Source organism: Amycolatopsis nigrescens CSC17Ta-90, assembly GCF_000384315.1.
Lineage (GTDB): Bacteria > Actinomycetota > Actinomycetes > Mycobacteriales > Pseudonocardiaceae > Amycolatopsis > Amycolatopsis nigrescens.
This window is the reverse complement of the sequence record NZ_ARVW01000001.1, coordinates 4,638,939-4,654,167: the sequence shown is the minus strand read 5'-3', so window position 1 is coordinate 4,654,167 and position 15,229 is coordinate 4,638,939. Positions and strand designations below refer to the sequence as shown.

Sequence of the window (15,229 nt, the reverse complement as noted above, 5' to 3'; positions counted from 1 at the left end):
CAGTCCAGAATACCTTGGTGGTCGGCTCATCGCGGCGAATCGCCTCCCATGTCTCCTGATCTGCCCAGTCCGATGACTCGGCAGGGTCGGCGGGGAAGGACAGCTCCCTGTGGCCTCCCCACTCGGCAGTATCGCGATACGGTTCGGGCGGAGCGTCGTCGTGCACGCAGATCACATGGCCCGCCGGCAGTCGTGTTCCGCAGCTCGGATCAGGCCAGCGCATCTCAGCGGGCAGACCGTTGTCGTCAAGAGCTCGGTAATGCAGCCGCAGTCAAGCTGAACACGCCACCGGTAGAATTCTTCCAGGTTCGAAGCCCAGAATCGCCAAAGGATCGGCGGGATATGACGACGCCGCTTCGCGTTGAGATCCTGGCACTCCTCCAAGGTGTCCTCACCCGGTTTCGCCTTCCCTGGCAGTCGTCGCACGGCTGCAACTGACTTAGGCGTGGCCGTGTTCTAGGTTGAACTGACCTGTATCGGTGACCGCAGCGTGCCAGGCGCCGTCACGCCTGCTGACCTCTACGAGTCCGCGGTGGTGGAGGACCTTGACCGAGACCCGGGCCGGCCCGTCGTCCGGGTTGCCCAGACCTTCATCCGCAGCCAGACGACGAAGAACTGCCAGTTGACGATCGTTCAGCGGATCCCATCGACGCATGAGGTTAGCTCACCGCGCAACGGGTCAGTACGCAACTGAGCAGACCCGGAGTCACGATAAGTCACTGCCTGCACCCCGGAGAGCCAGCTCGAACAGGAGGGCACCGCAGCACCGCGGCGGCCGGCCGGCGCCGTATCCGCCGACGAAACGGAGGCAAGCGAGAACGAGGGTCATGCCGTCGCCGACTGGGCAGACGGCCGACGTTCGTGCGGCTGTTCAACAGCTCGTCCAGCCACGAGTTCGCCACCTACTCGAACCCAACCCTGACGCTACTCAAGGACGCTTTGATACGGCAAACGGCCTAGCGCTCGGCGCACTTTAGTGTCGATGTTTCTGCTGGTCGGTTGCCTTCGACGCAGGGCCTCTGTAAGGGTCGTCAGGCCAGCTCGGCGAATGAATTTGATCATTGTTCGCGGCACCATCGGATACGAGACGGACGGGGAGAAGCGTATGCGAGTCGTGACGGTCATGAACTACAAGGGCGGAGTGGGAAAGACAACTCTCACGGCGAACCTAGGCGCGGTCGCCGCCAACCGCGGCTTTCGCGTGCTACTCCTCGACCTTGACCCGCAGACAAATTTGACCTTCTCGTTCTTCTCGGTCGACAATTGGCATGATCAGCTCAAAGACAACCGTACAATCAAACAATGGTATGGAGCCGAATTGCCCGGCCGTGACGTCGCACTGGCAGACCTGATCGTCACGCCTGAGCGGGCCAACAGCGTTCTCAAGAACACCGGCGGACAGCTCGACCTAATATCCTCTCATCTAGGTCTCATCGACATAGATCTTGAACTCGCCGCCAGACTGGGCGGGACCACCACCCTCGACGGATCGAAGCGAAAGTTCCTGGACCTGCACAGTTGCCTGCGGGGTGCGCTGGATGACAGTCGCTTCAGCGACTACGATCTGATACTCATCGACTGTGCACCGAATTTCGGCCTTGTCACCAAGACGGCGATCGTGGCCAGCGAGCAGATCCTCGTGCCGGCCAAGGCGGACTACCTGTCCACGTTGGGATTGGACTACCTCGCGGGCAATTGCGCAGTACTGGTGCAGCAGTTCAACGACTACGCCAACCACAAGCGTGGTACCGGAGATTACAGTCCAATCGACCCCAGTTTTCTGGGAGTGGTCTTCACTATGGTGCAGATCTACTCACAACAGGTGACTCTTGCCCAGCACACCTACATCGAAGAGGTGCGTCTGAACTCGCGGGTTCCCGTACTGGACAGCAAGATCCGTAACAGCCCGCGCCACTTCGGCGACGCTGGAGAGAGCGGTGTGCCAGCGATGCTGCGCGCTACCGGCAAGGATGAGGTCGTCAAGGAGTTCGACCAGCTGGCGGACGAGGTCCTGGGGGCGCTGGCACTGCCGTCGGGTGATCACCAGTGAACGATTTGAGGAGATTCGTCGCCCTTCAGGTTCGGTTGTACGAGTTCCTGGAACAACAGGACGAGACCACCCTGCAGGCAATAACCAGCGGGAAGGCGCGATTGGCTGTTCTTCACACCAACGACGCACGGGCTTCCGCTCCCAGCCCGGCGCTGACCAACTTCACCATGGTGCCTTCCCGTGATCCATCGCGGGTGGCACAAGAGCTGTCGAAGCCGGCGACAGAACAGGAACGCCGGACCTACTTGAAAGCGGCTTCGTTGTCCAAGCGCGGTCTGCAGGAGGTGGCTAAGCTGCGTGGCTTGTCCAGGTATAGCAGGCTCACTCTCGACAGACTTGTCGATCTACTGGTCTCACACGGCCCAGGCCCGGCCGAAACACTCACGGGCAGACCGAAGACTTCGGCGCCTTCGTCTTCCAGTCCGAGCGACGGCAGCTCAGGCACCGTACAGCCGGCCACCACCCGGGAAGCGCGGCCGTCGAACGCAACATCGTCGGCCAGAACCGCAAAGCCAAATACGGACATGGCGGCCATCGCCCTGCGCCTGCATGAAATGGAGACCGAGGAAGAAGGCGCCGCCTACCTCCACGCACAGCACCTGGACCGGGAGAGCCTGCTCGCTGTTGCCGCCGAATTGCAGCTCACGCGTGTGAATCGGCTGAACCAGACAGAGCTTGAGAAGAGGGTGCTCAAACAGGCGATCGGGTCTCGACGCAAGTTCTCAGGGTTGCGGAAGTGGTGAGCGCCGTGGCCGACGAGACGATGGTAGGACAGCACGAGGCCGGAGGTCGCTCGATGTACTTGATCGGCGGACGCCGTGTCAGGGTTTCAGACCTGTTGGATGCTGGACTCGTCCAGGCAGATACGAAACTCAGGTTCGAGCGCAATCGTATCGGTGTGACCTACAACGCGACAGTGACCGAAAAGGGGCGGATCCGGCTTGAGCCCGGCGGAGAGGAGTTCCGCTCGCCCTCGCGGGCAGCCATGGTGGCAGCCGGCATGCGGGCTGTCGACGGCTGGCGTGCCTGGCAGGTGGTCGACCAGGAGCGGTTGCTGGACGCCGTTCGCCAGGAGCTGCTTGACCGAACGATTTCGAGAGCGGCGGCCGCGGCCAACCAACAGACCGAGGACACAGAGCGTCAGCGTATCCATGCGCGCCTGAGGCGAGCGCGCATGCGCGCGGACGAGCGGGACCCTGAGCGCGTTTCTGTCCGTGATCTCCTGGCGCTTTGGGGAGCAAAAGATCGTGGCGACCAGGTCAGCCAGATCGAAGCGGACTTGGCCAACCACGGACTGTTGACTTCACCCAGCTTCAGGGCGGTGACACTCGATACTGTGGTTTCGCTGACTACGCCCCCCGACGAGACTGAGGAGGCCGCAACGGTGGGGCCATCCGAAATGGACGACTTGGCGGTCGCCGAGGACGATGAAGAGGGTGGCGATCTGAATGTCCGCTTGACGGTGGGAAATCTGTCTCCCCTTCTCGGCGTCGAGTCCGTCGGGCCCAACAGCCCACTTGAAGAGGCGATCACGAAGATGCTTCTCAACGACTTCTCACAGCTCGCGATCTTGAGCGGTCCTCGTAATCTGCGTGGTGCCGTAACATGGCGCTCGATCGCTCAGTCGATACATCAGAAGCCCGACGCAAGCGTCGCCGATGCGATCGATCCTCATGTGGAGGTCGTCCCGTACGATCGTGACCTTTTCGAGGTTCTTCCCACGCTGCAACAGCGCGATTTTGTATTCGTCTTGGACGAAAGCAAGGCTATCAAGGGCATTGTCACCACAGCGGATGTGGCACAGCGCTATGGCGAGCTGGCTACGCCATTCTTCCAGCTGGGCGAGCTGGAAGAAACGCTCCGTTGGATCTTGAGTCGTTCCTTCGACGCCGAAACTATTCGACCGTTCTGCAACAGGCAGATCGAAAGCTTCGATCAGCTCACCATCGGTGACTACCTACGTGTTCTGGAGAACAAAGACGCCTGGGGCAGGCTGGGCTGGCCGCTGGATCGTTCCGCCTTTGTAGCCCGGCTGGAGACGATCCGGGTCATCCGTAACAAGGTCATGCACTTCCATCCCGACCCTGTGCCCGAGGACGCAGTCGACACGCTACGGAGGTTCAACCGGCTGCTGCATCAGTACCGCGACCCGGCCTAGCCGATCCAGTCGAACGAAGACCGCCTCGAACGGACCCGAACACGTTCCGAACCTACTCCGGCAGAGGCTCGCACCCTCTGCCCTAGCCGACCCTGACCTAGGCGACGCAACCACAGCCGGGGACTCGGGGGCGCGCCCCGAGCGGGCGCGGGAGCCGTGCCCCCGCAAGACACGCAGAACGTAAGCCCCGCGCCCTCCACGGGCACGGGCCACCTATGCGTGGAGGTTAGGGGACCTTACTCGAACATAAAAGACCAGTTCAGAGCCCTGAAAGAGCTCCGTGGGAAGCTTCCCAGCCTCGATACCCCCGAGCCGCCGTCGATCGAGCGCGATCGGCCCCGGCGTGCCCGGCAACTCGGTGCCGATCAAGTCGTGGAGTTGATCGCGGGCTACCAGTCCGGCGCGACAGTGTACGAACTCGGTGACCGGTTCGACATCGAACGGCGAACGGTCAGCAACATCCTCCATCGGCACGGCGTACCGATGCGCCGCCGTGGTCTCTCCCCCGACCAGGTCGACCACGCCATCCACCTCTACAACCTCGGCTGGTCCCTGGCGCGAGTCGGCGAACGCCTAGGCGTCAACCACACCACCGTGCTGAACAAGCTGCGTGAACGCGGCATCCCCACGCGAGACAGCCATGGACGTCCGCGCGTCGAAGCAGGTGATCTTCGATGACCCGGCCAGCAACCATGTCAGTTCGATCAAGTTCGGACGGGGCCACCGTCGTTAAGGCCGTCACCGTGATCATGGGCGCCGTCGTCGGCCTCACCTTCCTGTTCGGCTTCGGCAACGTCCTCAGCCTCGCTCTCCGGCTGGGAGTCCTGGTCTGGGTCGCGCCGCTCGTCGCGCCTGCAGTCGACCTGTCGATCCTTGGTCTGCTGCTGGGTACTCGGCATCTTGCGCTCGCTGGCGCCTCCGCGGACGTACTACGGCCAGCTCGTCGGCTCCTGACCTTCGCAAGCATGGTCACGTTGACGTTGAACGTGGCCGACCCGGTAGTGGCAGGTCAGTACGGAAAGGCAGCCTTCGACGCGGTCGGGCCGCTCCTCTTAATCGGCTGGGCTGAAGTGGGCCCCGGCTTCCTGCAGGCGATCGGTGAATGCAATTCCTCGACGGCCACGCGCACCGCGGTTACCGAAGGGCAGCCGGAGTTGCTCGTGCGGGAGCAGCCCGGAATGAGCCCGGTAGGCCGCGAGACCAACTGGGAGGAGGCAGGCGGCCAGGATGGGCCCCGCTTGACGCGGCCAAAGCGTTCGCCAGAGAAGCTCTTGGAGCTGGCGCGAGAAGCGGACGCTACGCATCGTGCCGCTCACCAGAAGCCGATTTCGGCAGATGCGCTCCGTGTCCAGTTGGGCATCGGCGCGACTCAGGCGCAGCGACTGGTCAAGGCCGTGCGCTCCGAGTTTCAAGCGCGCGTCGAGGGCGATCAGCGATCGAGCAACGTCCCGCGAGACGCAGAGCGTGGTGGCGAACCTGTGGCCGCCTGATGGACAAGATCCGTCTACCGAAACGACGCTCACTCCCCTTGATCCGGCAGGTGCCGCAGAGCGGGCCAGGCAATCCACTGCCTTCTCCAGCGGGTCCACACACGGTGCGGGCCCGCACCATCGCCGACAGACGGCTCCTGGCGGCGAGGAGACGCTCGGTGCTGGCGACGCTCCTCGATGACGTTGAACCCACGCACCCGCTCGACGCAATGCAGCGAGTGCGCTGGCTTCGGTCCCAGTGATAGAGACACCCAGCGGATCTAGCGCGAATCATCCGCGCCAGGTCGTTCTGTCAAGCGCAGTCGAACGAACCGATGAGGTATCGCTGAGCAAGTCGGGGCACGGCCCACGCTCCGCAGCCCTGCGGGCACTGCTCGACGTACTCGAAGCGGGACAGTGGATGTCGCCGATCGCCGTGTTCTCGGCCGTTCCTCGTGCCGGTGCCCGGCGGTGCCGACTGGCATTCCGACGCTACGCAGGCCCAGCGAAGGTTCTCCCCGCACTGCCGCTCAGCTGCGGTCGGTCAGCTCCAGCCTCAGCCCGAGCGCCTGCGCAATCTTGCCGATCGTCGCAGTGCTGACGTCGCTGTCCGACTCGACTCTAGCGATGGTTGGCCTTGACAGGCCGGCGGCGCGTCCCAGCTCCTCCTGCGACCAACCACGCTTCCTGCGGGCCCCGCGAATCACCTCTCCGAACACAGGGCGTGCTGGCCTCTCAGCGGTCATAACTTCTACGCCTCTCGGCTCGCCTCGGATCCCCGATCGCCGTGGTAGTGCGAGTGCAGGGCCTCGGCAGCGATGTTCGCGATCTCGGCGATGAACGCGGGGTCGGTCATGTAGGACTGGAGATCCTGCGACTCCCGGCACGTCCGCAGCACCGCGAGGCCGACGGCGTTACTAAAGCCCTGTGACGCCTTCAGCTGGGCCACGGTGTTATTCCGCGCCATGGCCACCGCGTCATCGTTGGCATCCAGGAAACCCCAAAATGTCGTGATGAAGCCCGACAGACTGTCCGGCCGCACGTCCATCCCCTTGGCCTTGAACATCTCGTTGACGCGCTCGATTGCCTCATCGAGCGGGCCGCGAACCGGCGTGCCCGAGCCGAGACGCTCACCGTCGAACTCCGGGAGCTTGATCCCGTCGGTGCTGCCGTCGGCCAGCGAGTGGTCCTCGTTAATCGCCGACGGCACCAGCTTCACACCTGAGAGTTGGACGCCCTCGAGATAGCTGTCGTCGTACTCGTTCCCGTGAACGTGCAGGTTGCGGGCCAGCAACGTCGCCAGGATGGCCCGGCGGTGCAGCTCGGGGTCCTGGTAGTCGACGATCTGACTCAAGAACTGCCAGGCATTGCGATAGGCCAGCACGTCAGCGCGGAACTGCTCAAGCGCCTCCCGCTTCAACTTGTCCTTCGACAGCTGCGCCTCCCGCCACTGGACGGTCCAGTTGTTCTTCACCGGAGCGAGCGCCTTGGCGATGGCCTCTCCGCCCGAATCCGCCAGGAAGGCGTCGGCGACGGCGTCCATGTCCCCCTGGCTGTACAGCCCGGCGGTGTCCATCCGCTCGCCGAGCGTGTACAGGGCGTTCGGGTCGACGTCGCCGTCGACGTGGGCGTCGGAATAGTAGACCTGGAAGTCTTTCTGGATGCTCGCGGGCGTGTTGCGGAAGTCGACTACCATCGGCGCGGTCTTGCCGGGGTAGATCCGGTTGAGCCGCGAGAGCGTCTGCACCGTGGCGACGCCGGTCAGCTTCTTGTCGACGTACATCGCCATGAGCCGCGGTTCGTCGAACCCGGTCTGGAACTTGTTGGCGACGACGAGGACTTTGTAGATCTCCTCCTCACGGAAGGCCCTGGAGACGTCGCTGTGCCCGTTCAGCGCGATCTCGGTGACTTCATCGCCGGACTCGTCCTTCAGGGTGCCGGAGAACGCCACCAGTGTGCTCATGTCGTCGTAGCCTTGGGCAGTGATGTAGTCGCCCAACTTGCGCGACCAGGTCACCGCCTCCCGCCGGGAGCCGGTCACCACCATCGCCTTGGCCGCGCCGCCGAGCATGCCCATGACGTTGCGTCGGAAGTGCTCGATGACGACCCGCACCTTCTGCGCGATCGCCGTCGGGTGCAGTTGGGCGTACCTGACGATGGCGGAGACGGCCTCCCCGGTGTTGACCTGGATCTCTTCGCCCTCGCCGCCCTCAAGGGTGTTCTTCACCCGCAGGAACATGTCGTAGGTGGAGTAATTGGTCAGCACGTCGAGGATGAAGCCCTCCTCGATCGCCTGGGCCATCGTGTACGTATCGAACGCCTCCCAGCGGTCGTCCCGCTTGGTGCCGAACAGGCGCAGTGTCTTCGCCTTCGGGGTCGCCGTGAGCGCCACGAAGGTGATGTTGCTGGAGGCGGCGATCGCCGAGTCCTTGGCGGCCAGCAGGTCATCGGCACTGATGTCCTCGTCCTCGTCCAGCTCCACGTCCGCGAGCAGCTCCTTCAACTGCCGCGCCGCGGAGCCCGACTGCGACGAGTGGGCCTCGTCGGCGACCACGGCCCAGCGACGGCCGCGCAGCTCCCTTGTGTCCTCGATCAGCATCATGACCTCGGGGAAGGTCTGCAGGGTGCAGGTGACGATGTGGTCACCCTCCATGAGCGCCTTCTTGAGGTGCGGCGACTTGGCCTGCGACTTCTTCTCCCCCACAGACACCACGAGGCCCTGGCTGGACTGCATCAGGTTCATGTCGTGGCGGATGTTCTCGTCGAGCGCCGTGCGGTCGGTGACGACGATGACCGAGTCAAAAGTCGACTTCGAGTCAGCGCTCATGTGCCGGATCAGCCGATGGCTCAGCCACGCGATCGTCTTGGTCTTGCCCGAGCCAGCGGAATGCCAGACCAGGTAGCGCCGGCCGGTGCCATTGGCCTCGATGTCGGCGATGATGCGCTCGACGGCGCGCAGCTGGTGAAAACGCGGGAAAACCAGGCGCCCCTCTCCCTTCCTGCCGGACTTGGACGACTCGAACTGCGCGAAATCCTTCAAGATCCGCATGAACATCGGTCGGGCGAGGATCTCGTTCCACAGATAATTGGTCGGCGAGCCGGTCGGCGAGGGCGGGTTACCCTCGTGGCCGTCGTTGCCCTGGTTGAACGGCAGGAAGACGGTGTCGCCTCCCTCGAGCTTGGTGGTCATATAGACGAGGTCGTTGGAGACCGCGAAGTGGACGAGTGCCCGCCCCGGTGCCAGCAGCGGCCGGTTCTTCCCGGGCTTGCGGTCCGCGCGGTACTGGCGGATCGCGTGTTGAACGGTCTGCGTGTTGTCGGTCTTCAGCTCCAGCGTCACCACCGGGATGCCGTTGGCGGTGAGCACCACGTCGATCGTCTCGTTGCTCGTGGTGTCGAAGCGCACTTGCCGCAGGATCCGCAGCCGTACTGCCTCGGCGGCTTCGACCACCTCGGCGAGGTTCGGGTTCGCCGGAGGGAACTCCATCATCGGGCCGAACTTCGCAGCGGGACGTCCCACCTGGGCGTAGGTGAAACCCTTACGCAGAACGCCGAGAAGACCGCCGACGGGGTGGCCTGTGGTGGCGTCCATCTTGGTCGCCTTCGCCAGTTCCTTGGTGATGTGCAGCAGGAGCTTCTTCTCGGCGTCGGTGCGCTGGCCGTTGACCAGGTCGGCCGGCACGGCCTTGTCGTACTCGTCGGGATACTGCATGCTGAGCCAGTGGAGGACGTCCTCGGAAACCATCGCTAGACCGACGTCCCAGCCGGTCGGCTTGCCGTCGTCTTCGTAAAGCCATCCTCGCTCGGAGAGTTCTGTGCAGAGGTTCGTCTCGAACTCGAGCTCCATCAGCTGTGCGTGGCTCATGCCAATTCCATCCGTCCGGTCACGACGTCGAGCAACAGGGCTGACGATCGCTCGACCAGCAATTCACGCAAGGTCGCGACCTTCGCGAGCATGTCATCGACATTGTCGGTGACCTTGTCGAGGTAGTCAGCGATGAGCCGCTGCTCGTCGATCGGAGGCAAAGGCACCGGCATCATGTCGAGAGCGGTCTTCGTGACCCGCTGGGCATTCGGCCTGACGCCCGTGCCGATGGTGCCGAAGTAGTCGACGTAGCGCTGGCTGCGGAACAGGTGGTGGACGTAGCGCGGATAAAACCGCGGTGAGATCCAAAAAGCCTTGTAGTCGGGGCTGATGTAGCCGGTCAGCGACGAGACTCCGAGGCCGCCGTGGTTCAGCCACATCATGTTGGCGGCCAGTTGGTTCGGTCGAACAACCCGGTAGTTCGACACGTCCGACGACGCCTGCTGTCCGTCGGTTCGGGTGTTGATCTCGACGCCTCGGTACTCGGAGATCGAGAGCAGCGGGCCGGGCGGGTTGTCGCCGTTCCGCTCGGTGCTTTCGAAGAAGTCGTAGCCGAACTTGGTGCGCTGCCAATGGTCGGGGATGCCGGACAACGGCGAATGGGCGTCCTTTACGTGTCCAGGGTGACCGTCCGCGAGCCCGAACACCGCGGCGGTGTCCGTCGACCGCTGCCGAAGGGCTTCGGCCAGCTCGTCGAGCTTCCTGACCATCGCCTCGACTTCGCTGAGTCGTGCGGCGATCCGATGCTGGAGGTCCAGCGGCGGCAGAGGGACGCGGATCCGGGACATGCGCGTGAAGTTCGTTGACCACAGGTCGTCCACGATGCCTGTGCCCCATCGGAAGAACTCGTCCTGGAACGCCGTGCTGCGCAACAGGTGGTGGCCGTACTCGGCGACCAGGAGGCCCGGCTTGGGCGTCATCACCGTGTATACCGGGGAGACACCCCCGTCCATTCGGGCGAGCCCAGAAGCGCCCCGCCGGTCCGACCGAGAGTTGATGACCAGATCTCCGGCACGCACGAGCTTCCGCTCGCCCTCGGTCTGAGTCTTCGCGACCCCTGCGAGCTGCGGTGTCACCCCAAGCTTGCCAACAGACAGAGGCGGAAAGTCGGCCTCACTGACCTTCTCGTTTCGCTCGACAACGATCGAGCCAATGGGTGCGAGCGGGAACGCCGAGGCCTCAAGCAGGGACTCGTGGACAGCGTACGCGGTCACTCGTCGCTCACAGCGCTAAACATCTCGCCCAGTTCACCCATGAGCTTCTTCACCTCGGCGTCGATCTCGGCCAACGGCCGAGGCTCAGCCGGTGCGTAGAAGATGCGGGTGAACGGAATCTCGTTGCCGTGCTTGGCTTTGCTCGCATCCCACAGCGCGTCGGGTGAGAAGGGTAGGACCTCGCGCTTCATGTGCTCTGCCAGGCCCTCGCTGAGAGGCGCGCGCTCAGTGATCTTCCAAGTGCTGGCGGCGACGGGCTGCCCCTTGCGGTCGACCGCCAGCGGCGCATCTTCCTCGGGCACAGCCATCGCCTTCATGACTGCGTCCACAAGACCGACAGGGCTGTTCAGACTGGCCGCCTTCGCGGCCGCCGCGAAGTTGATGGAGAGGTCGTTCCACGGCGTGCCATCGAGCGACTTGAGGACATCGACGTGCCCGTCAGTAAAGTCCTTCCGGCCTCGAAGCGCCTCGACGACGTCTTCGCTGTAGCGCGCCGCCAAGCGGGCCTGTTTGAAGACGGGCACATCGCGGAACATGAAGTCCTCGGGGGTTAGGACACGAGAGATCGCAGGGTCCGCGTCCTCGAAGTCCTGGTACGCCCGGACCAGGGTCTCGCGGTGCTGCTGTTGCATCTCTCGGCGCTTCTCGCCCATCGGCCTCCGAAGCAGGGCCCATTCGCCGGAGCCGTCGATCAGCTGGACCTTGCCCTTGCGCTTCGGGGCCTTGTCCGTGTCGAGGATCCACACGAACGCCGGGATGCCGGTGCCGTAGAACATGCTTGGCGGCAGAGAGACGATCGCGTCGATCAGGTCCCCTTCGAGGAGCCACTGGCGGATGGACGTCGGCCCGTTGTCGCTGTTGAACAGCGGCGAGGCGTTGGAGACCACGGCGGCACGACCGCCCTGTCCGTTTCTGGACGCGGGCGTGAGTTTCGAGGCGCAGTGCGCCAGGAAGAGCATCTGGCCGTCGGCGGTGCTTGGCAGACCGTGGCTGAAGCGGGAGCCCTTGACCTTCGCCTGGTCGCGGACCGCCTTCTCGTCGGCCGACCAGTCGGAGCCGAACGGCGGATTTGACAGCACATAGTCGAACGTTTGCCCCTCGTAGAGGTCCTCGACGAGCGTGTTGCCCTGCTTGATGGCGTCAGGCCGCCCGCCCTGGATCAGCAGGTCGGCCTTGCCGAGGCCGAACGCCGAGGGCATCAGTTCCTGGCCGTACAGCGTGACGTCGATCTTGTCGTTCATCCGCCGCAGTGCCTCCTGCGCGACGAGCAGCATGCCGCCAGAGCCAGCCGTAGGGTCATAGATCGAGCGCAGCGCGCTGTCGCCCGCGAGCGTCTCGTCGTCGTTCGTGATCAGGATGTCGACCATCAGCTTGATCGCGTCGCGCGGCGTGTAGAAGTTGCCCGCTGCCTTCCCCTTCTTGTTGAAGGCGCGGTACATGACGTCCTCGAAGACGTCACCCATTGCGGTGTTCGGGAGGCTTCCCGGCGACAGATCCAGCACCGAGAAGTGCTTGACCACGGCGTGCAGCCGGTTGGAGTCGGCGAGAACCTTAGCCCGCCTGTTGAAGTCGAAGGCGACCCAGATGTCGGCGACATTGTTGGAGAAGCCTTCGACGTAGGACTTCAAGGACTTCGCCACGTTGTCGTCTACCGAGGCGATCGTCTTCAGGTCCAGCGGCGAGACGTTGTAGAAGCTGAGGTTGAACCTGTCCTTGACCGCGATGTCGATCAGGTGCGAAGGCATCCCTCCGAGCGCGGCCACGAACTTCGCGACCTCGTCCTTGGTGTCCGCCAGCATGCACTCGAGGCGGCGCAGCACGGTGAACGGCAGGATGAAGTCGCCGTAGTCCTCCTCGTCGACAACGTTGCGCAGGAACTTGTCCGCTGTGTCCCAGACGATCCGTGCCGTCGTGGCCGTGGTCGCTACCTTCGGTTCTGCCATGCTCTCCCGCTCGCCTCACAGGTCGATGTATCAGAATCATCACACAGATCCACGTATCAGAAACGTAACATTTCAAAGATCTAACATGCCCACCGGGGTCAGCCTGTGGAGAACAGCTCGGTGATCGCCTTCCCGACCGGGCGGCCCGGGCCCGGGTTGTGGGTGTCGGACGGGCTGTGGGCGGTGTCCGGAGCGCTGTCAACCACGTGCCTGATCCACGCACAGGCAATGGTCAAGGCCGTGGTGCCGGACGCGCGACGCGGCCGGGTCATGGAGTGGGTCGCGACCTCGCTTTACGCCGCGCAGGGCGCGGCGATCCTCGCGGCCGGGGTGGCCGCGGACGAGATCGGCTTGTTCCACACGGTCGCCCTGGTCGGAGCCGTGGGTGTGGTGTGTGCGGTCGGCCTCGGGGTGTGGTGTCGCGGTCGTTCACCGCAGCGCGAGCCGGAGACCGTCAAGGTGGCTCAGATGTCCTTGTTCCCCACGAATCGGCACCTCCTCCCGGCCGCACGACGTGACATGCCACTGCACGATCCAGCCACTTCGCTTCGGCGGCGAGGCATTCGACAACCGCGTCCCAGGCAATGTCGATCTAGGGTTCGTAGTCTCTGACGACCGAGAACCCTTCGACGACCTGCCACGGCGTCAACACCTTGAGTGCGGCGGGTTGAACCTGAATACGTGGCGCGACATCAGTAAGTTGGGATCACAGTCAGATAGATACCCGGCGGTCGTCCTCCCGTCGAGAGCGAGGCGCTGATATGGGCTGCGCGCGAGACGCTTCCCACAGGTGTCAGCCAGTCGTTCTTTGACAATCCCGACAGCCTTGGTGCATTGGTGTTACATCTGACGACCCCGCCACCCGATAGCGTGACGTTGGGCACCTGGTGAGCCAACGTAGTCGCGCACGACGCGACGCGCTGCTCGGCTCTCCGCTATGAACAACGCGACCTCATCTTCGTTGTATGTGGAGAATCCGCTCCTGAACGGAGCACACCCGGGCACTGGTCGAGCAACGGTCCTCTACCTACGGGTGTCCTCGACCCGGCAAGTCGGGCGGGACTACGACCCGGAGGGCATCTCGATCCCGGCGCAGCGCGAGGCTTGCCGCCGCAAAGCCGAGCAACTCGGATTGACGATCGTGGGAGAGTACGTCGAACCTGGCCGGTCAGCACTGGAGATGTCCAAACGCACCGCGTTCCAGCGAATGCTGGCCCGGATCCGCCATGCTGGCGACGTCGACCATGTGATCGTCTACAAGCTGTCCCGAATGGCCCGCAACCGGGTCGATGACGCGCTCATCATGGCCGACCTACGACAGCGCGGCGTCAGCCTGATCTCGGCCACCGAGTCCGTCGACGACACACCAGTCGGCCAACTCATGCACGGCATCCTCGCCACGTTCAACGAGTACCAGTCTCGCGAGTCCGGCGCTGACATCGCCTACAAGATGGGACAGAAGGCTCGCAACGGCGGCACCATCGGCCGCGCCCGGCTCGGCTACCTCAACCACATCGACCGCACTGATGGCCGCGACATCCGCACCATCATGGTCGACCCAGAACGCGCACCATTGGTCCAACTCGGTTTTGAACTCTTTGCCATCGGCAACTTCACCCTCGACCAGCTGTCCCAGCGGCTCTACGAGCGCGGGCTACGCACCCGCCCCACCGCCCGGTACCCCGCACAGCGAGTGTCTATCAGCAAGCTCGCCCGGATGCTGCGCGATCGCTACTACCTCGGGTACGTCACCTACCGCGGCGAAGAAGTTCTCGGGCGCCACAAACCACTCGTCGACCAGTTCCTGTTCGACCGCGTCCAAGCCGTGTTCGACGCCCGCACTACATCCGGAGAGCGAAGGCGGACGCACCATCACTACCTCAAAGGCACCCTGTACTGCGGACACTGCCACCAAGCCGGCGTCGCTGGACGGATGATCATCCAGCACACCATCACCCGCCGTCGCGACGAGTACACCTACTTCTTCTGCCGCAACCGCCAGCAGGGCAACTGTCCAGCCCCATACGTCAACGTCGCCATCGCTGAACATGCCGTCGAGCGCTACTACACCACCGTCAGCCATCAGCAGGTCGCCGACGCGGTAGCCAGGCTCGCCACGGGCGATATCGCCAGCAACGAACTCGGCCAAGCCCTTCCTCCGGTCCAGATCTATCGGATCTGCAACGACGACCAGCGCCAGCAACTCAACCATGCGATCTTCTGCCGGCTCTACCTCGCCGACGGCCGCATCACCAACCATGAACCACGGTCAGCGGCACCCTGACCTAAACAACACCAGCCACAACAAGCACGACACCTTACGGGGATAGAACATAGAAACAGGCCCTGCCCAGCAGAAAACCCTCCCGCTCATGTTCTGAGCGGGAGGGCTACTCTGCAAACAAATCCGCAGGTCAGAGCATAAAAATCGAACTTCCGGTGGAGCTGAGGGGAATCGAACCCCTGACCTTCTCGATGCGAACGAGACGCGCTACCAACTGCGCTACAGCCCCTTGTGGAACTCGGAAAC

General features: G+C 63.7%; 11 protein-coding genes and 1 tRNA gene. 7 read left to right on the top strand and 5 right to left on the bottom strand.

Annotation, left to right across the window (positions count from 1 at the left end):
• Nucleotides 1-1,105: 1,105 nt before the first annotated feature.
• The 5 genes from AMYNI_RS0122200 (at nt 1,106) to AMYNI_RS0122180 (ending at nt 5,698) form a co-directional block, all read left to right on the top strand.
• Nucleotides 1,106-2,050: a ParA family protein gene (locus AMYNI_RS0122200; protein ID WP_026360768.1), complete on the top strand. Its 945-nt coding sequence runs from the start codon at nt 1,106-1,108 to the stop codon at nt 2,048-2,050.
• Complete coding sequence (locus tag AMYNI_RS47795; protein ID WP_040405868.1) at nt 2,047-2,793, top strand: hypothetical protein; 747 nt, start codon at nt 2,047-2,049, stop codon at nt 2,791-2,793. The genes AMYNI_RS0122200 and AMYNI_RS47795 overlap by 4 nt, the downstream gene beginning before the upstream one ends.
• Before the next feature lie 5 nt (nt 2,794-2,798).
• Nucleotides 2,799-4,208 (top strand): CBS domain-containing anti-phage protein, encoded by a 1,410-nt coding sequence (locus AMYNI_RS0122190; protein WP_245573974.1) that lies wholly within the window; start codon nt 2,799-2,801, stop codon nt 4,206-4,208.
• Nucleotides 4,209-4,580: 372 nt separating this feature from the next.
• Nucleotides 4,581-4,886 carry a hypothetical protein gene (locus AMYNI_RS45100; protein WP_020670250.1) on the top strand — a complete coding sequence of 102 codons (306 nt, stop codon included), beginning with the start codon at nt 4,581-4,583 and terminating at the stop codon, nt 4,884-4,886.
• The gene (locus AMYNI_RS0122180; RefSeq protein ID WP_026360766.1) at nt 4,883-5,698 is read left to right on the top strand and encodes a hypothetical protein; all 816 of its coding nucleotides are present in this window, start codon (nt 4,883-4,885) and stop codon (nt 5,696-5,698) included. Before AMYNI_RS45100 ends, AMYNI_RS0122180 begins: the two co-directional genes overlap by 4 nt.
• A gap of 509 nt (nt 5,699-6,207) precedes the next feature.
• On the opposite strand, the gene AMYNI_RS50785 is transcribed toward AMYNI_RS0122180, so the two are convergent.
• From AMYNI_RS50785 to AMYNI_RS0122160, 4 genes are read right to left on the bottom strand one after another with little or no spacing between them, the layout of a single operon-like run.
• Nucleotides 6,208-6,423, bottom strand: a complete 216-nt coding sequence (locus AMYNI_RS50785; protein WP_040405866.1) for a helix-turn-helix domain-containing protein — start codon at nt 6,421-6,423, stop codon at nt 6,208-6,210.
• A gap of 5 nt (nt 6,424-6,428) precedes the next feature.
• On the bottom strand, nt 6,429-9,542 hold the full coding sequence (locus AMYNI_RS0122170; RefSeq protein ID WP_020670247.1) for a type I restriction endonuclease subunit R: 3,114 nt from the start codon (nt 9,540-9,542) through the stop codon (nt 6,429-6,431).
• The gene (locus AMYNI_RS49795; protein WP_211225502.1) at nt 9,539-10,756 is read right to left on the bottom strand and encodes a restriction endonuclease subunit S; all 1,218 of its coding nucleotides are present in this window, start codon (nt 10,754-10,756) and stop codon (nt 9,539-9,541) included. The genes AMYNI_RS0122170 and AMYNI_RS49795 overlap by 4 nt, the downstream gene beginning before the upstream one ends.
• Nucleotides 10,753-12,699: a type I restriction-modification system subunit M gene (locus AMYNI_RS0122160; protein WP_020670245.1), complete on the bottom strand. Its 1,947-nt coding sequence runs from the start codon at nt 12,697-12,699 to the stop codon at nt 10,753-10,755. Before AMYNI_RS0122160 ends, AMYNI_RS49795 begins: the two co-directional genes overlap by 4 nt.
• Before the next feature lie 105 nt (nt 12,700-12,804).
• Here AMYNI_RS0122160 and AMYNI_RS49790 point away from each other — a divergent pair, with 105 nt between their 5' ends.
• Together AMYNI_RS49790 and AMYNI_RS45095 are read left to right on the top strand one after the other, a co-directional pair.
• Complete coding sequence (locus AMYNI_RS49790; protein ID WP_211225501.1) at nt 12,805-13,311, top strand: hypothetical protein; 507 nt, start codon at nt 12,805-12,807, stop codon at nt 13,309-13,311.
• Between the two features lie 325 nt (nt 13,312-13,636).
• Entirely contained in the window at nt 13,637-14,983 is a 1,347-nt protein-coding gene (locus AMYNI_RS45095; RefSeq protein WP_084628432.1) for a recombinase family protein, read from the top strand.
• Between the two features lie 156 nt (nt 14,984-15,139).
• Here AMYNI_RS45095 and AMYNI_RS0122145 read toward each other — a convergent pair.
• Nucleotides 15,140-15,212, bottom strand: a tRNA-Ala gene (locus tag AMYNI_RS0122145).
• Nucleotides 15,213-15,229: the final 17 nt, after the last annotated feature.